Source organism: Sorangiineae bacterium MSr11954, assembly GCA_037157815.1.
Classification (GTDB): domain Bacteria; phylum Myxococcota_A; class Polyangia; order Polyangiales; family Polyangiaceae; genus Pendulispora; species Pendulispora albinea.
In genome coordinates, this window is sequence record CP089984.1 from 9,215,201 (window position 1) to 9,232,439 (window position 17,239).

A 17,239-nucleotide genomic window follows, 5' to 3' on the forward strand; every position below is an offset into this window, starting at 1 on the left:
CGTGTACTTAATACACGTACGAGGCGCTACTTGGAGACGCTTTTGCTCTTATTGGAGGCGGCCGGAACGCTCTTGTTCGCGAGCTCCACGATCTGCTGGAACACGGCTGCGTCCGTGATGGCGAGATCGCTCAGCACCTTGCGGTCCAGACCCACGTTGGCGGTCTTGAGGCCGTGCACCAAGCGCGAGTAGCTCGTGCCGTTGGTGCGGGCGGCTGCGTTGATGCGGGCGATCCAGAGACGGCGGAAGTCGCGCTTCTTGCGCTTGCGATGGGCGTAGGCATAGACCCACGCCTTCATCACGACCTCTTTCGCATAAGCGAAGAGGCGCGAGCGGGCGCTGTGGAAACCCGAAGCGTGCTTCAGAATGCGGTTACGACGGCGACGTGCCTTGAATCCTCGTTTTGCGCGCGGCATGGAATGCTCCTCGAAAGGTCAAAAAAGAAAAAATCAGCGCCAATGGGCCAAGCTGTCGGGCTGCCAACCGTCAGCTACTGGTTACCAGCTGCCAGCTGCCAGCTAGACAGAGAGCTGCAGGGCAGCAGCCGATCAGCCGTAGGGAAGAAGGCTTCGGATCTTCTTCTGGAGGGTCTTGTCCACCATGTCGTTCTTGCGAAGGCGGCGCAGACGCTTGCGTGATTTTTCCTGCATCCCGTGGTTGCCTCCCTGCTTGGGACGACGAACGCGTCCGGTCCCACTGACGCGGAATCGCTTGGAGGCAGCTTTGTTGGTCTTCATCTTCGGCATGGCCGTCACCTTTAGAATCGCTCCCGTAGGTACCCGTACCGTGGCCCCTCACGAATGATGGGTCAGCAGCAGCGGGTTCGACGTTTAGACGCTACGAGGATGCGGAAGGGGCGCTTTATCCTCAACATTGCGCACTTTGTCAAGGCGACCCTCCAAACTTCTGGCAAGCTGGGCACGTGGCCGAGACCATCGTCGAGCGACTTTTCAACCAAGCGAAGATCCGACCAAACGCGCCAGCCTACTACGAAAAGCAGGGCGGCGCCTACGTGTCGACCAGCTGGCAAGGCTATGTCGACCAGGTGCGAGCAGCCGGTAAGGCGTTGATTGCATTGGGAGTCAAGCCGGGCGGGACGGTGTCGATCCTGGGCTACAACCGGCCCGAATGGGTCATCACCAACCTGGCCGCGATGTCCGTGGGCGCGGCGGCAGCTGGCATTTATGTGACGTCGTCGGCGCCGGAGGTTCACTACATCGTTGGTCACGCCGCGTCATCGGTGCTCCTCATCGAGACCGCCGAGCACTGGGAGAAGGTGAAGGCGGGCTGGGGGGAGCTCCCCGAGCTCGCGCACGTGGTGGTCATGCGCGGCGGACCGGCGCCGGACGATCCGCGGGTGCTCTCTTGGGAGGCGTTCCTGGCCAAGGGGAGCGAGGTGCCCGATTCGCTCCTGGACGAGCGAAGGCACGCGCTCGAACCGGGAGGGCTCGCGCTGCTGATCTACACGTCGGGCACGACGGGCCCGCCCAAGGGGGTCATGATCTCGCACGACAACTTGGCGTGGACCGCCGACGCGGCGCTGGGGCTCATTCAGTGCTTTCCGAGCGACTGCGTCGTTTCGTATCTGCCGCTCCCGCACATCGCCGAGCAGCTGTTCACGTTGCACCTGGCCATCACGGCGGGCTACCAGGTGTACTTCGCGGAGTCGCTGGAGAAGCTCCCGGAGAACCTGAAGGAGGTGCAGCCCACGATCTTCCTCGGCGTGCCGCGCACGTGGGAAAAGATGCACGCGGGCATCTCGGCCAAGTTCGCGGAGGCCAAGGGCGTCAAGCGCGCGATGCTGGAGTTCGCACGGCGGACGGCCGCCGCGCACTCCTCCTACATCTGCCGCGGCGAGACGCCCCCCACATCGCTGCGCCTGCGCTACAAGCTGGCGACGCGGCTGGTGCTCTCCAAGCTGAAACCGGCGATAGGCATGGGGCGCGCGCGGCTGTGCGTGGTGGGCGCGGCGCCCATCGGACGCGAGGTGCTCGAGTTCTTTGCGTCGCTCGACATCATCATCCAAGAGGTCTACGGGCAGTCGGAGGACACGGGGCCCACGTCGTTCAATCAGCCCGGGAAGATTCGACTGGGCACGGTGGGCACGCCGTTCCCCGGGGTCGAGGTGCGGATCGCGCAAGACGGCGAGGTCATCGTGCGCGGCCGCAATGTGTTCCTCGGCTACTACAAGGATCCGGAGGCCACCGCCGAAACGCTGCAAGACGGCTGGCTCCACTCGGGGGACTTGGGCATCTTCGATGGGCAGGGGTTCCTGAACATCACCGGGCGCAAGAAAGAGATCCTCATCACGGCGGGCGGCAAGAACATCACGCCGAAGAACATCGAGGAGGGTCTCAAGAAGCACCCCCTGATCTCGGAAGCCATCGCCATCGGCGATCGCCGCAAATACTTGACCGCGCTGATCGCGCTCGACCCCGAGGCGACCAAGGTGTTCGCCAAGGAGCGCGGGCTCGATGCGCGCGACGGGGCCGATCTGCATCAGGCGCCCGAGGTCGTCGCCGCCGTGCAACAGGCGGTCGATGAAACGAACGAGCAGCTGGCGCGGGTGGAGACGATCAAAAAGTTCGCGATCCTACCTCGCCCGCTCTCGATGGAAAAGGGAGAGCTCACCCCGACGTTGAAGGTCAAGCGACGCGTGGTGAACGAGAACTTCTCACAAGAGATCGAAGCGATGTACCGCGAGTAGCGCGAGCGCGCGGGAGCGCCGAACGCAGGAGCGCTACGCGCCGGGGCGCTGAACGCAAGAGGGACGGAATGCGACGAGCGACGGGACTCGGGGCCGCGCGGGCCCTAACGTCGAGGCATGCGTGACGCCCTCGCTGCAACGGTCTTCTACGGCACCAACGTGCTTCTCGCGCCCATCACCTTGGCGGGCTATGCGATTTGGGTCACCAAGTCGGTCGCCCGCGGGAACGCGGCGGGCGTGTCGAGCACGGCGCAAGGTCCCCTGTCTGCGCGCTACTTCGAGCACAACCTCGGCACCCGCCCCGACGAGCCCGCGAACCGGCTGATGATGGCGCTTCCCGGTGTGCCGCGCCTGGGCGTGCGCCTGATATCCGGTCCGATGCTCCTCGCGCACCGCCTGACCGGCTATGTGCCGAAGGCCTTTCGTTACCCCTTCGAAGGCCCCGTCTCGCCGCAATACGAGACCTCGGCCCGGGTGGCGTTCTTCGATGACGCGGTGGAGCGTTACGTCCATCGCGGCGAGGTCGACCAGTTCGTCGTCCTCGGCGCAGGCTTCGACACCCGCGCCTTTCGACTGCCGAACGATACGCGGGTCCGCTCCTTCGAGGTCGACACGCCCAAGACGCAGGCGGTCAAGCGGGAAGCCTTGGCGAAGGTGGACATCGATGCATCCGCCGTCACCTTCGTCGCGGCCGACTTCGAAAGAGACGACTGGCTGGCGCGTTTGGAGGCGAGCGGCTTCGACCGCACCAAGCCTGCGCTCTTCCTCTGGGAGGGCGTCACGATGTACCTCGACCGCCGCGCCATCGAAGAGACGCTGCGCAAAATCGCCACCACCGCCAAGGGCAGCGCCCTCGCCTTCGACTACTTCACGACCGAGAGCCTCGAGTCCAAAGCCCTCTACTGGCGCTATGCCCGCGCCACCACCACCGCCGTGAAGGAGAAGCTCAAGTTCGGAGTCGACAGCACGCCCCCCACGCGCGATCGCCTGGCCGAGCTGCTCACCTCGTGCGGCCTCTCGCTCACCACCCACCGCACCCTCGGCGAAGAGACGACCACCGAACGCGCCTGGGGCGGCTTCGCCATCGCGACCGTCGATCGCTAAATCCCCAGGATCGCGCGGAAGCTCTCCGCCAGAGAGTCCAACGTAGCTTGCGCGCGGCGCTCGGCGGCGGTGAAGGGTTCGCCTTCGGTGATGGGTTCGCGCACGTCGATGTAGCATTTGATTTTCGGCTCGGTGCCGCTGGGGCGCACGATGATGCGGGCGCGGCCCGAGAGCTCCAGCACGATGACGTCGCTCGGGGGGAGTGCGATGGTCTCGGTTTTGCCGTCGGCGACCAGGCGGCGGGTGCCGGCTTCGATGTCCACCACGGAGATGACCTTGAGCGAGCCTACTTCGGTGGGGGGATTTTCGCGCAGGCGGCGCATCCAGGAGCGGATTTCTTCGGCGCCCTTGGCGCCTTTGCGGGTGACGTTGACTTGGCCGCTCGCGTAGAGGCCGTACTTGCGGGCCAGGAGCTCCAGCTCGTCCTTCAAGGTGCGGCCGCGCTCGGCCAGGACGGCGGCGATTTCGGAGATGAGGACGACGGCGCTGATGCCGTCCTTGTCGCGGACGATGTCGCGGATGGTGTAGCCCAGCGCTTCTTCGTAGCCGAAGATGAAGGTGTAGCCCTCGCTGTTCTCGAGCTGCATCGCCCGATGCGCGATCCACTTGAAGCCGGTCAGGGTCTCCTCGTAGTGGACGCCCAAAGCCAGCGCGATGGCGCCCAGCATGGGCGACGAGACCAAGGATGCGAGGACCATGCGCTTCTCACCTGCTGCCGGGGGGCGCTCGGTGAGCAGGTAGTGGCCGAGCAGCACGCCGACTTGGTTACCTGTAAATTGCAGGTATCCGCCGGGGGCCGCGGGGTCGGGGATGGCGACGGCGAGGCGGTCGGCGTCGGGGTCGTTGGCGAAGACCAGATCGGCTTTTTCGCGGCGCGCGAGGGCATAGGCGAGGTCCATCGAGCCTTTTTCCTCCGGGTTCGGAAAGGCCACGGTGGGGAAACGGCCATCGGGCTCGCGCTGCTCGGGGACGCTGGTGACGCGGGTGAATCGGGCCTCGTCCAAGGCCATGCGCACCAGCCGATCGCCGACCCCGTGCAGGGGGGTGTACACGATGCGCAGATCGCGTTTGCCGCCGGGGTGGAGCTCCAAGGCGCGGACCGCGTCGAGGTAGGCGCGCTCGATGGAGGCGTCGAGCAGGTGAAAGAGGGCGCGCGCGGCGGCCTCCGCCCGGGGAACGCCTGCCACCTCGCGGGCGGGCGGCGCCTGGGTGATGAGGGCGGCGATGTCGACGTCGACGGGGGGTACGATTTGCGAGCCGGTTCGCCAATAGAGCTTGTAGCCGTTGTATTCGGGGGGGTTGTGGCTGGCGGTGATCATCACGCCAGCGACCGCGCCAAGGTGCTTGACGGCAAAAGCGGCCAGCGGAGTAGGTACGACATCGGGGAATACGTGCGCGGGGATTTGCTGGGCGGCCAGCACCGAGGCCACGTCCTCGGCGAACTCGCGGCTCATGGTCCGCCCGTCGAAGGCCACGACCACGCCGCGCTCCTGCGCGTCGGGGAACTGCGTCAGCAGGTATTTGCCGAGGGCCCACGTCGTGCGGAGCACCACGGCGCGATTCATGCGATTCGGCCCACCACCAATCACCCCGCGAAGCCCTGCGGTTCCGAACTCCAGGCTGCCCGCGAAACGATCCGCCAGATCGGTCCGCGCGGGGTCGGGGGCATCGAGGAGGCTCTGGAGCTCGGCTCGCGTCTGCGGATCGGGGTCGGCCTCGATCCAAGCTCGTACGGTGGCTTTCAGATCCTCGAAGGTCGTCGTGCTCATGGTAAAGACATGCTTTTCGCAATGCGGAGACGCGCGCAAGGGGCATTGACGGTCGGATGCTGAGGTTTTCGACGCGACGACTTCTTTGGGCCATTCCGACGCTATTCGGAATCAGCGTCATCGTTTTTTTGCTCACGAGCCTCATCCCGGAGCCCGCGGGGCTCGCCTCGCCCGACGCCTTGCTGGCGCTCGATCCCACCGTTTACGATGCGCTCGAAGAAGAGCGCCGCCAGCGATTTCTCGACTTGCCGCGCTTCATCAACGAGCACCCGAGCGACGTGCGCACGCGCGCCGAGCAAGCCCTCGATCACATCGCCAAAGACGACGAGCACGCTCTCATGGCCGCGCACACCTTGGCGCGTCTGGGCGGTGCCGCGCTGCCCCATGTGCTGCCCAAGCTCGATCGCTTCGCCCCCCCGGAGCGGACCAAGGTCGCGCTGGCGCTGGCGCCCATCGGTGAGCGCATGGGGGTCGGATCGCCCGCCGAGCTGCGCGATCCGCAGAAGGCATCGGCGTTCTGGACCCGCTTCTGGGAGGATCGCACCCTGGATTTCACGGAGCCCTCCGTGCGCCGCACCGTGGGACGCCTGCTCCGGCACACCAGCGAGCTTCGCGAGCGCGACATCACCGAGGTCGATACATTTGCGCTGAGCGAGATCCTGCTCGCCTTGAAGGAGCTGCAGCAGCAGCACGCGGGCGTGGGCGACAAAGAGGCCATCTTGCGCCTCTCGGGGTTGGCGGCGCACGCCACCGGGCGCACCGTGGACCTCACCGACGAGCCGCAAACCGCCGAAACGGCGCGCCAGATCGCGCGCGATTGGCAATCGTGGTGGTACGTCCACAAGAGCGACTACGTCACGTTCGTCGGGCCCGAGCGCATCACCGCGGCGGTGAGCGAGACGCGCTACGGCAAATGGCTGGCGCGCGCGGTGACCGGGCAGTTCGGCATCAGCCCGCTCGATAACCGCCCCATTTTCGACAAGCTCGTGGACGGCGCGCAGATCACCTTTGCGCTCACGGGGCTGGCCATGCTCGCCAGCTACCTCATCGCGCTCCCGCTGGCGCTGCTCAGCGCATGGCGCCACAACAAGCCGGTCGATCGCTCGCTCGCGCTGGTGCTGTTCGTCCTCTATTCGCTGCCGACGTTCTGGGTGGCGGAGATCTTCGTGCGGGTCATGCCGCCCGGCTCGGCGGGGCGCATTTTGTGGCCGTCGGCTGCGCTCACGGTGGCGTCGCTCGCCAGCCTCTCGCGCTACCAGCGCACGGCGATGCTCGAGGTGCTGGGGCTCGACTACGTGCGCACCGCGCGCGCGAAGGGCGTGTCGGAGTTTCGGGTGCTGGTGATGCACGCGCTGCGCAACGCGATGATGCCGACGGTGACCTTGGCGGGGCTCCAGCTCCCCACGCTGATCGGCGGCGCCTTCATCGTCGAGGAGGTCTTCGCCCTCCCGGGGCTCGGTTATCAGTCGCTGCGCGCGGTCGAGGGGCACGACAATGCTTGGCTCATCGCCATGATTCTCCTCGCCGCCGTGGTCTCCACCGTGGGGCTCATCGTGAGCGATCTGGCCTACGCGGCGCTCGATCCAAGGGTCCGCGAGCTCTTTCTCCGCCGCGAAGGAACGCACGCGTGATGCGCGACATACCGCCCTCGAGCGCCCCCGTCTCCCTGCCGGAAGCCGGCTTGCGGCGCGCCGTGCTGCAGCTCGGGCAATCGCGCTTTGCCCTGGGCGGCGCCATCGTGCTCGCGTGCTTTACCTTGCTCGCCATCTTCGCCGACTTTCTGGCCAGCGACTGGCCGCTCGTCTGCCACTTCGACGGCCACACCTATATTTTGCCCAATGTGACGCACCCGGCCGCGCTGGCCGACTCGGCCTCGTTCCGAGCCGCGCGGGCCGAGGGCAAGGCCGGTCCGGGCAACTGGGCGCTCGATCCGCCCGTTCCTTTTGGCGCCGCTCGGGAGTCGCGGGGTGACGAGCTCCTGCCGCCTCTAAAGACGAGCGCGCACCTGCTCGGCACCGACGGGCGCGGGCGCGACGTGCTGGCGCGGGTCATTCACGGCACGCGCACCTCGTTCGGGGTGGCGCTTTTTTCGGTCATCGGGTTCATCGCGGTGGGGAGCGTGCTGGGGGCGGCGGGGGGATTTCTCGGCGGGGTGGTGGATGGCTTCGTGTCGCGGACCATCGAGGTGCTCAGCGCGTTTCCCACGTTGGTGCTCGTCTTGGTGGTGCAGGCGCTGCTCCCGAACCCCACGCGGACCACGTTGTTTGCCGCCATCGCGCTCGCCCGGTGGCCGGAGATTGCCCGCCTGGTCCGAGCCGAGGTGCTGGTCGTTCTTTCGCAGGACTACGTCACGGCCGCGCGCGCCTTGGGGGCTTCGCCTTGGCGGGTCTTGATGCGGCACATCGTGCCCAACGCGCGGGCCCCCGTCGTCGTGGCTGCCATGTTTGGCGTCGCCCAGGTGGTGCTGATCGAGGCTTCGCTGTCGTTTTTGCGGGTGGGGGTTCCGCCGGGGGTGGCGTCCTGGGGTGAAATGTTGAGCGAGCTCCGCGACTATACGAGCGCGTGGTGGCTCCTGGTGGTCCCGGGGCTCGCGGTGTTTGCGGTCGTCTCGTCGCTGAACCTCGTGGGGGAGGCCCTTCGGGACACGCTCGATCCGCGGCTTCGTGCCTCGTAGCGCACCGGCGCCTCGGGCGGCGCGGCCTGGGGCAACGCGGGGCATCGGGCGGCGCGGCCTCGGCAACGCGGGGCATCGGGCGGCGGGGCCTCGGCAACGCGGGGCATCGGGCGGCGCGGGGCCGCAGGGAAAAGCGGGTGGGAACGCGGCCGCGATATTCCCTCTTGCAGGATGTGCCCGGGATCCTCATCGTTGGCGCATGTCATTCGTAGGCGGAGGGAAGAAGGGAATACCGGGCGGGGCGGTTCAGGTTGGAGGCCGGGGGCCCGCGCCACGAAGGCCTGCGCCCGCTGGGTCTGCCGGACCGGGTGCGCCAGCCGCCATGAGGCCTGCAGCCCCGGGCGGTGCAGCCAAGTCGGGCATCGTGCAGGTGACCGAGCGCGAGTTCGAGCAAGAGGTGCTCACCAGCGAGGTCCCCGTTCTGATCGAGTTTTCCGCCGACTGGTGTGCGCCGTGCAAACAGATCGCGCCCCAGGTCGAAGCGTTCGCTCGGGAGATGAGCGGCAAGGTCAAGGTCGTCAAAGTCGACATCGATCGCGCCCCCATGCTGGCCCGCGAGCTGCGGGTGCAATCGGTCCCCACGTTCATGGTCTTCGCGCAGCAGCGCATCGTCGACGTCCAGGTCGGCGCCATCGGGAAAAAGCAGATGTTCGCGATGGTCGAGCCCTTCTTGCCGCGCTCCGAGGGCGCCATCAAGCCGCCCGAGCTCGCCGAGTTGATGCGCCAGGGCATGGTGACCCCGGTCGACACGCGCGACAAGGCAGCCTACGACCGCGCGCATATCCCGGGCGCCGCGCACATGGCCCTCGATGAGATCGAGAACCGACTCGCCGAGCTTCATATGCTCGCCGAGCGCCCGGTCCTCTATTGCCGCGCAGGGGACAAGAGCAAAGAGCTCGCGGCCCGCCTCGCCGAACAAGACGTCCCCGTTGCCTTCCTCGAAGGCGGTCTTCTTGGCTGGGAGTCCGACGGACTACCCGTCGAACGTCCGTGAATCGAACCTCCCGACTTTCACGTTCCAACGTGCGGCCCTACTGAGCTTCGTAAGCCGACACGCGGGGCCGCCGCATCCTCATCGGCTTATCGGAAACGAAAATCATTTGCGCTGGAGTTCGAGCTGCTACGAACACCGGCTGGTGAGCTGGGCCGTTGAAGCTTGACTTGACGGCAGAGCGCAGGGCAGCGAAATGTAATGGAGGGTGGGGCTCTTCTACGAGGTAGCGATGGCGAGCAAGATGGATCATCCGATTGACAATCGCCACGCGCAAGCGAGCCTGGAGCACTTCCGGCAGTTGCTCCACGCGCACATGGCCAAGAAGGGCCTCCGGTCGACCGACCAGCGGCGCCTCATCATCGAGACGTTCTTTCAGTCGCCCAACCACGTCAGCATCGAGGAGCTGCTCGCCCAGGTTCGTGTGCAAGATCCCCGCGTCGGCTACGCCACCGTCTACCGCACCTTGAAGCTCCTCACCGAGTGCGGCGTGGCCTTCGAGCGCCGCTTCGGCGATGGTCTCACCCGCTACGAGCTGGCCGACGACTCGCACCATCACGATCACCTCATTTGCGTCGAGTGCGGCGAGATCACCGAGTTCGAAGAGCCCCGCATCGAAGATTTGCAAGAAGAAGTGGCAGCGCAATACGGCTTCGAGCTTCGGAGCCATAAGCACGAGATGTACGGCGTCTGTCCCAAGTGCCGAAAGAAGCCGCGCCGCAACTGACCTCGGCGCGGGGCGCGGGCCCGCACGACGCACCGGCCGGCGCGAGCGCGTGCGCCGCCGCGCGTACCGGTACGGTGTCGATGAACAGCCCGACCATCGCATCGACGTCCGGTAGCGCCGGCGAGTCACCCAATGGGGCGCGGACCGGCGCGTCTGCCGCCGCGCGGACCGGCACGGTGTCGATGAACAGGCCCACCATCGCATCGACGCCCGGTAGCGCCGGCGTGTCACCCAATGGGGCGCGGGCCGGCGCGAGTGCATGCGCGTCCGCCGCCGCGCGGACCGGCACGGTGTCGATGAACAGGCCCACCATCGTATCGACGCCCGGTAGCGCCGGCGTGTCACCCAATGGGGCGCGGACCGGCGCGTCTGCCGCCGCGCGGATCGGCACGGTGTCGATGAACAGGCCCACCATTGCATCGACGCCCAGTAGCGCCGGCGAGTCACCCAATATCGTAACGGCGAAGACGGCGTTGCTCGTTCGCGTTTGCGCAGGGGTTGCGCGTGCCTTGGGGGGTGCAGTTCCCGGGCAGGGAGCGGGGGGTGCGGTTCCCGGGCAGGCGGCGGAAGGTGCGGTTCGCGTGCGGGGTGCCGGCGTGGCCGTGTTGGTGCTCGCGGTCGTCGCGGTGCTCGCGGCTCGGTTCGTGGCCCGGTGGGCGCTCGGGGACGTTCCGCACGTGATGGATGAAATTGCGTACGATCTGCAGGCGAAGACGATGGCCGAGGGGAGCTTGGCGCTCGCCGTGCGGCTGCCGCGGGCGGCGTTTGCGATGTGGTTCGTCGACGATCGGCGCGAGATGTTCGGCATTTTTCCGCCGGGGTGGCCGGCGGTGCTGGCGTTGTTTCATCGGGTGGGGCTCGATGCGTGGGCGAACCCGCTGCTCCATGGCGGGGCGACATTGGCGGTCGCCGCTGCGGCGCGGCGTTTGGCCGGGCCGCGGGCGCGGGTTCTGGCGGCGGCGTTGTATGGGCTTTCGCCGCAGGCGCTGCTGCTGGCGGCGAGTCGGATGTCGCATACCTTGGTCGCGCTGGGGGCGGCGGGCGTGTTGCTGGCCGGGACGGCGTGGGTGCGGGGTGCGGGGCGCCGTCGCGTGGCGAGTGGTGGTGCGGCGGCCGGCGGGTATGGGGGGTTCGCGGTGGGCGGGGTGGGGCTTGGTGCGGTCGTTCTCACGCGGCCTTTGTGCGCGATGGTGCTTGGCGTGACGGCGGCTGGGTTTGGGGTGGTCGCGTGGAGGGGCGCGGCGGCGCGGCGCGCGGCGGTGAGGCGTGCGGCGGGCGAGGCGGCGAGGGGCGCGGCGGCGGCAGGCGAGGCGATGCGGGTGGGCGCGCAGCGGAAGGTGTCGGTGTGGGCGGCGTGCGCGGCTTTCTTGGCGCCGGTTGGGATCGCGGTGGTGCTTCTTGGGGCGTACAACCATCGGCTCACGGGATCCGCGACCCGCTTTCCGCAGAGCGCGTACTTCGACGAGCACGTGCCGCCGCGCGACGATCCGTTCTTCGCATTTCATGCAGGATGCAACGATTTGGGCTTCGGCCACGGCTGCGACCACGGCATCCGCAACGCGTCCCACGATCCGGAGAACGCGCTCTCCAACACGGCCGACAACCTCGTCGCATGGACGTTCCTGGCTGGGGGCGGCCCGCTCGTCTTTGCCGCCGCGGCGTACGCGGTCGCGCGCTCACGACGGCGCGCCCTTTTGCTCGCCGCGCTCGTCCCCGTGCCGGGCGTCATCCTCGCTTATGCCCTTTATTGGTACGGCGGCACCTGCTTCGGCGCACGCTTTTACCACGCGGCGCTCCCCTCCCTTCTCGCCGTAGGCGCGGCCGGCCTCGTCGCGCGGTCGCGTCCTTCGCAGCTTTCGCGTTCGGCGCATTCCATGCGTTCCTCGCGGACGACGGCGGCCATCGCGGCGGTGTGGTTCGCGTGGAACGCCGTGGTCATGGTCGTCGCCGTCCGCGAGATCCGGGGCTCGTACTGGGGGACGGACGACCGCTTTGCGCACCTGGTTGCGTCGTGGACGGAGCGAAAGGAGCCGGACGCCCTCGTCATGGTGGCGTTCCGGCACGCGGAGAACCCCGCACGGGCGACGTATCGGCTCACGAGCTTTCTCCGGGACGCCGAGTTCAAAAACGGCATCCGCGCGCTGGGCGCCCTGGCGCAGAACCGCGCCGATCTCGGCGGTCCCATCGTCTTTGCCAAGTACCACCCGGCCTTGGTTCCCGAGCTTCGCGCGCGCTTTCCGAAGCGCGCCCTCTGGCTCTACATCGTCGAGGACGACCCACGCGGTCCGCGCGCAGACACGTTGCAGCGCGTCGACGCGGCCGCAGTCTCCGACGCGCCAGAGCGCGAGCGCCCTCCGAAGGAAAACTTCGACGCGTTTCACATCCCATGATCGATGAAATTTCGCCATATATCACGACCATGACCGATGGAAATTTCGCCATGTTTCACGACCATGACCGATGGAAATTTCGCCACGTTTCACGGCCATGATCGATGATGCGCGAATGAAGCGCTCCCTCCTCGCCAGCGCCCCCTTCGCACCTTCCGCGCTCGTTGCCCTCGTCCTTGCGCACGCCCAAACCGCGTGCGCCCCCGCTCCCTCCGCGTCCGCCCCCACGCCAGCGGCCCCGGCATCCCCCGCAGCGGACATCGAAGCGGACAAGCGCACCATCGCCGCGGAGCTCGACGACTGGCACGCCGCGGCCGCGCAAGCCAACGAAGCGCGCTATTTTGGCCACTTCGCAAAGGACGCGATTTTCCTCGGCACCGACGCCGCCGAGCACTGGGACGTCCCCGCCTTTCGAGCCTTTGCGCGGCCCTACTTCGAAAAAGGAAAGGCGTGGACGTTCCGCGCGACCAAGCGAACGATCCGGCTGGCCCCCGGCGGCCAGAGCGCTTGGTTCGACGAAGACCTGGAGACCTCGAGCCTCGGCCCATCACGAGGCAGCGGCGTGCTCGTTCGCGAGGACGGCCGCTGGAAGATCACGCAGTACGATCTCTCGATCCCCATCCCCAACGAGCGCCTCTCCGAGCTGCGCGCGCTGCTCGAAGGCCCGCCCAAGCCCCGATCGAAAGAGCGCTACAAAGAGGTCTACGCGAAGGCCAGCGCGCTCGCCGAGAGCGATCTACCCGGCGCCGCCAAGCTCCTGGCCGACATGGTCCCGGAGGCCAAAACCCACCCCGACGAAGATCTCGAGTTCTGGCTTCACAACGAGCTGACGTGGCTTCACTGGGCGCAAGACGATCTCCCCGGCGCCCTCGCCGAGGTCGATGCCATGCGCGCGACCCTCGATCACGGCACCTTATCGCCCGACGCCACCGCCACCCTTCGCCTGCACGAGCGCTGGGACCGCGCCTACATCTTGCTCGAGATGGCCCTCACTGGCCCCCGCGACAAGCGCACCAAGGCCCTCGCCGAGGCCAACGCAGCCCGCACCTCGTACGAAACCCTGGCCAAAGCCCGCGACGATCGCGATGGCCTCACCGCGCTCGACACCTTCTTCGCCGTGCGCCTCGGAAAGAGCAAAGAAGCCCTCGCCTCCGCCAAAAAAGTCGACCTCACCCAGCGCGGCGACGTGCAAGACCTCTACATCTTCCAACTCGCCTACGAAGCAGGCGGCGACAAACAAAGCGCCAACGCAGCCCGCACCCAGATCTGCCGCGCGAAGAACTACCTGATGCGCCCCCTCATCCTGCACCGCGGCGCCAAAGAAGGATGGCGGTGCTGACCGAATCTTCGCTCCATCATGGGCGACGATCCCGCGACCCCCACCGGCTACGCTCACCCCAACGCCCCTACTTCGCGTAATCGATCGCACGCGTTTCGCGGATGACCGTGACGCGGATTTGCCCCGGGTAGCTCATTTCCTTCTCGATGCGCTTCGAGATTTCGCGCGCCAGCAGCACGCCTTCGGCGAATCTTCGCTCCATCATGGGTAACGATCCCACCCACCGGCTACGCTCACCCCAACGCCCTACTTCGCATAATCGATCGCCCGCGTTTCGCGGATGACCGTGACGCGGATTTGCCCCGGGTAGCTCATTTCCTTCTCGATGCGCTTCGAGATTTCGCGCGCCAGCAGCACGGCTTCGGCGTCGCTTACCTCGCTCGGTTCGACGATGACGCGCACCTCGCGGCCCGCCTGGAGCGCGTAGGAGCGCTCGACGCCTGCGAAGCGTGACGAGATGATCTCGAGATCGCGGAGGCGTTTGACGTAGCCCTCGAGCATTTCGCGACGGGCGCCGGGGCGGGCGCCGCTCAGTGCGTCGGCCGCCGTGACCAGGTGCGTGTAGACGGTGGTGACCGGCTCGTCCTCGTGGTGCGCGGCGATGGCGTTGACGACCACGGGGTCCTCCCCGTACTTGCGCGCGAGCTGGCCACCGATGACGGCGTGCCCGCCCTCTTGCTCGTGGCTCACGGCCTTGCCGATGTCGTGCAGAAAGCCCGCGCGGCGGCCGAGCTTTTCGTCGAGCCCCAGCTCCACGGCCATCATGCCCGTGAGGAAGCCCGTTTCGGCCGAGTGGCGGAGCACGTTTTGTCCGAATGAATAGCGATGGTGCAGCCGCCCCAGGAGCTTTTGAATCTCCGGGTGCACGTGCAGAACGCCCAGATCGAGCATCGCGCGCTCGGCCGCCTCGTCGAGCGCTTTCTCGACGTCTTGTTGCGCGCGTGCCACTTCTTCTTCGATGCGCGAGGGTTGGATGCGCCCGTCGGCCACCAAGCGCTCCAAGGCCACGCGCGCTACCTCGCGGCGCACGGGATCGAAGCCGCTGATCAGGATCGTCTCGGGCGTCTCGTCGATGATGATGTCGAGCCCGCACGCCTCCTGCAGCGCCCGAATGTTGCGCCCCTCGCGGCCGATGATGCGGCCCTTCATGTCGTCGCTGGGCAGGTGCACGGTGGTCACCGCGCGCTCTTGCACGCTCTCGCCCGCGAAGCGCTGAATGGCGATGCCCAAGATGCGCTTGGCGCGCGCGTCGACCTCGGTGCGCGCGGCGTCCTCGATGGCTTTCACCTCGCGCGCCATGTCCTCGCGGACCTCCGTCAGCACCTCGGACATGAGCGTCTGGCGCGCCTGTTCGCCGCTCAAGCCGGACAGGGCCTCCAGGCGCGCGCGCCGCGCGTTCACGAGCTCCGTCGCCTGCCGCTGCATGGAGATGGCGCTCGTCTCCTTGGCCTGGATGGCTTGCTCCAGCTTCTCGAGCTCCCCCTCCTTCTTTTGCAGGTGCTCTTCCTTCTGCGCGGCCGTCTTCTCGAGCAAGGTCGCGCGGCGCTCGGCCGACTCGGCGTGGCTCTCTGCCTCCTCGACCAGCTTGCGCGCCTCCTCCTTCACCTCTTCGATCGCGCGCAGCGCCATCTCGCGCGCCTCGAGGTTCGCCACTTGGCGCGCGGTCTCCGCGCTCTGCCGCGCGGTATCGAGCGAGCGGCGAAGCTCCTCGGCCTCGTCCCTTGCGACCCGGAGCTGCTCGCGCGTCTCGCGGGCGAGGTTGTCGTAGCGTTCGCGCTCCTCCGCGCGGGCGCGATCGATCTTGGGCTCGCGCGCGCGCACCTCCTGGAGAAAAGCTTCCTGGTACTTCGAGCGCGCCATTCCGTAGGCCGCCGCGGCCGCCAGCGCGCTGCCGCTCAGGATCAAGTAAACGGGATCGACGATCACCGCCTACTCCCCCCGCGAGAGCCGGCGGCGCGCGACCGGCGCACCTTCTGCGCCGGCCTCGGCTCCCTGCTGGTTTTGCGCGCGCCATCCCCGCTGATCGGTGACGATCCAGTCGACCGACACGTCGCCCTCGGTGATGGGGACCTCGGAGATGAGCTGAAAATCGTAGGCCACGGCGATGGTTACGGCAGGCGGTGCGAAGCGGGGAAGGGTGCGGTCATAGTAACCCTTGCCGTAGCCGATGCGATAGCCGGCAGGATCGACGGCCAGCGCCGGGACCACGATGGCGTCGAGCTCCCCCTCGCGGGCCGCCTCGGCGTCGGACGCGGGCTCCGCGAACCCGAAACCAGCCTCCGCGAGCTGGGCCACGTCGGGCACGAGCTTGAAGGTCATCACCAGCGACTCGCCGTCGATGGTCGGATAAAAGAGGCGCACATTTTTCGCGCGGAGCTCCTGGTCCAAGGACCGGAGGTCGACCTCGCGGCGGGCCTCGATGGGCCAAAAGAGCGCCACGCTTCGGGCCTCGCGCAGCGCCGGCATCTCCCGCAGCCGCGCCACGATCTGGGAGGAGCGCGCCGCGCACGCGCTCTCGGGGGTCGTCGCCCGCAAGCCGCGCATACGTTTACGGAGCTCGGCCTTTACGCGGCGGCGAACCACTTGCTCGAAATTGGGATCCCCGGGGGGAATCGAGACCGGTTCCTTCAATGCCGCTTAATGGTAACACGCAAGGGGAAGTGCAAGCACTGACACCGAAGCCGATCGTGAAATGGGCGGGCGGCAAATCTCGCCTGCTCCCCGAACTGCAAGCCCGGCTGCCAGGATCCATCCGAACCTATGCGGAGCCCTTCGCGGGGGGCGCCGCGCTCTTCTTCGCCCTCGCCGGCGAGCGGCTCGCCAAAAAGCGCGGCGGCCGCACCTACAAGCGGGCAATTTTAGCCGATCGCAACGAAGATCTGGTAGCATGCTACCGAGCGGTCCGCGACCACGTGGATTCGCTGATCGACGCGCTCGGCCGCTACCACTACGACGCCGATCTCTTTTACGCGACGCGCGAGCTCGATCCGACCAAGATGGACGACGTCGAGCGCGGCGCGCGTCTCATTTTCCTGAATCGCACTTGCTACAATGGGCTCTGGCGCGTTAACGCGAGCGGAAAATTCAATGTCCCGTTCGGTCGCCACATCAACCCACGCATCCTCGACGAGGAGGGACTGCGCGCCGCGTCGCGCGCCCTTCAAGGCGTCGATCTGCGCGTCGCCGATTTCAACGACGTGACCCGCTCCTTGGGCGAAGGCGACTTCGTCTACTTCGACCCCCCCTACGTCCCGGTCTCGGGCACCGCCGACTTCACCAGCTACGCCTCGGGCGGCTTCGGCGCGAGCGATCAGGAGCGCCTGGCACGCGAGCTCGTCGCCCTGCGCGACCGCGGGGCCATGGTCATGCTCTCCAACGCCGACACGGCGGAGACCCGCTCCCTCTACGCGGGCTTCGCCACCTATGTCGTGCGCGCACCTCGCTTCATCAACTCCGACCCCACGAAGCGCGGCGACACGAACGAGCTCCTGGTCGTGAGCTGGGACCGGCCGGGCCTCTACGAGTGAGGCTCACCTGC

The 17,239-nt window shown here is 67.4% G+C and carries 15 protein-coding genes; 9 read left to right on the forward strand and 6 right to left on the reverse strand.

From position 1 onward, the window contains the following. Window positions 1-26: 26 nt before the first annotated feature. A complete protein-coding gene (rplT, locus tag LZC94_35985) occupies window positions 27-416 on the reverse strand; it encodes a 50S ribosomal protein L20 (protein ID WXB13232.1) in 390 nt (129 codons plus the stop codon). 132 nt (window positions 417-548) lie between these two features. Next, window positions 549-746 (reverse strand): 50S ribosomal protein L35, encoded by a 198-nt coding sequence (gene rpmI / locus LZC94_35990; GenBank protein ID WXB13233.1) that lies wholly within the window; start codon window positions 744-746, stop codon window positions 549-551. 176 nt (window positions 747-922) lie between these two features. On the opposite strand from rpmI, the gene LZC94_35995 reads away from it, so the two are divergent. Together LZC94_35995 and LZC94_36000 are read left to right on the forward strand one after the other, a co-directional pair. Next, window positions 923-2,707 carry an AMP-dependent synthetase/ligase gene (locus LZC94_35995; protein ID WXB13234.1) on the forward strand — a complete coding sequence of 595 codons (1,785 nt, stop codon included), beginning with the start codon at window positions 923-925 and terminating at the stop codon, window positions 2,705-2,707. Window positions 2,708-2,824: 117 nt separating this feature from the next. Continuing rightward, the gene (locus LZC94_36000; GenBank protein ID WXB13235.1) at window positions 2,825-3,811 is read left to right on the forward strand and encodes an SAM-dependent methyltransferase; all 987 of its coding nucleotides are present in this window, start codon (window positions 2,825-2,827) and stop codon (window positions 3,809-3,811) included. Here LZC94_36000 and LZC94_36005 read toward each other — a convergent pair. After that, window positions 3,808-5,580, reverse strand: a complete 1,773-nt coding sequence (locus LZC94_36005) for a phospho-sugar mutase (protein WXB13236.1) — start codon at window positions 5,578-5,580, stop codon at window positions 3,808-3,810. The genes LZC94_36000 and LZC94_36005 overlap by 4 nt on opposite strands. Before the next feature lie 56 nt (window positions 5,581-5,636). Between LZC94_36005 and LZC94_36010 the strand changes: the two genes are divergently transcribed. The 6 genes from LZC94_36010 to LZC94_36035 all read left to right on the forward strand — a co-directional run bounded on the left by LZC94_36010 (window position 5,637) and on the right by LZC94_36035 (window position 13,701). Beyond that, entirely contained in the window at window positions 5,637-7,211 is a 1,575-nt protein-coding gene (locus LZC94_36010; GenBank protein ID WXB13237.1) for an ABC transporter permease, read from the forward strand. Beyond that, a complete protein-coding gene (locus tag LZC94_36015; GenBank protein WXB20291.1) occupies window positions 7,211-8,254 on the forward strand; it encodes an ABC transporter permease in 1,044 nt (347 codons plus the stop codon). The genes LZC94_36010 and LZC94_36015 overlap by 1 nt, the downstream gene beginning before the upstream one ends. A 322-nt stretch (window positions 8,255-8,576) precedes the next feature. Then, on the forward strand, window positions 8,577-9,248 hold the full coding sequence (locus LZC94_36020; protein ID WXB13238.1) for a thioredoxin domain-containing protein: 672 nt from the start codon (window positions 8,577-8,579) through the stop codon (window positions 9,246-9,248). Window positions 9,249-9,477: 229 nt separating this feature from the next. After that, complete coding sequence (locus LZC94_36025) at window positions 9,478-9,972, forward strand: transcriptional repressor (GenBank protein ID WXB13239.1); 495 nt, start codon at window positions 9,478-9,480, stop codon at window positions 9,970-9,972. 80 nt (window positions 9,973-10,052) lie between these two features. Beyond that, window positions 10,053-12,362 (forward strand): hypothetical protein, encoded by a 2,310-nt coding sequence (locus LZC94_36030; protein WXB13240.1) that lies wholly within the window; start codon window positions 10,053-10,055, stop codon window positions 12,360-12,362. 115 nt (window positions 12,363-12,477) lie between these two features. Continuing rightward, on the forward strand, window positions 12,478-13,701 hold the full coding sequence (locus LZC94_36035) for a nuclear transport factor 2 family protein (GenBank protein ID WXB13241.1): 1,224 nt from the start codon (window positions 12,478-12,480) through the stop codon (window positions 13,699-13,701). A 67-nt stretch (window positions 13,702-13,768) separates the two neighbouring features. Here LZC94_36035 and LZC94_36040 read toward each other — a convergent pair whose 3' ends face one another. Genes LZC94_36040 through LZC94_36050 form a run of 3 tightly spaced genes read right to left on the reverse strand, consistent with a single transcriptional unit; the run spans window position 13,769 to window position 16,332 of the window. Beyond that, on the reverse strand, window positions 13,769-13,906 hold the full coding sequence (locus tag LZC94_36040) for a hypothetical protein (GenBank protein WXB13242.1): 138 nt from the start codon (window positions 13,904-13,906) through the stop codon (window positions 13,769-13,771). Between the two features lie 41 nt (window positions 13,907-13,947). After that, a complete protein-coding gene (rny, locus tag LZC94_36045) occupies window positions 13,948-15,627 on the reverse strand; it encodes a ribonuclease Y (protein WXB13243.1) in 1,680 nt (559 codons plus the stop codon). Window positions 15,628-15,630: 3 nt separating this feature from the next. Beyond that, on the reverse strand, window positions 15,631-16,332 hold the full coding sequence (locus LZC94_36050; GenBank protein ID WXB13244.1) for a 5-formyltetrahydrofolate cyclo-ligase: 702 nt from the start codon (window positions 16,330-16,332) through the stop codon (window positions 15,631-15,633). Window positions 16,333-16,361: 29 nt separating this feature from the next. Between LZC94_36050 and LZC94_36055 the strand changes: the two genes are divergently transcribed. After that, window positions 16,362-17,228 (forward strand): DNA adenine methylase, encoded by an 867-nt coding sequence (locus LZC94_36055; GenBank protein WXB13245.1) that lies wholly within the window; start codon window positions 16,362-16,364, stop codon window positions 17,226-17,228. Window positions 17,229-17,239: the final 11 nt, after the last annotated feature.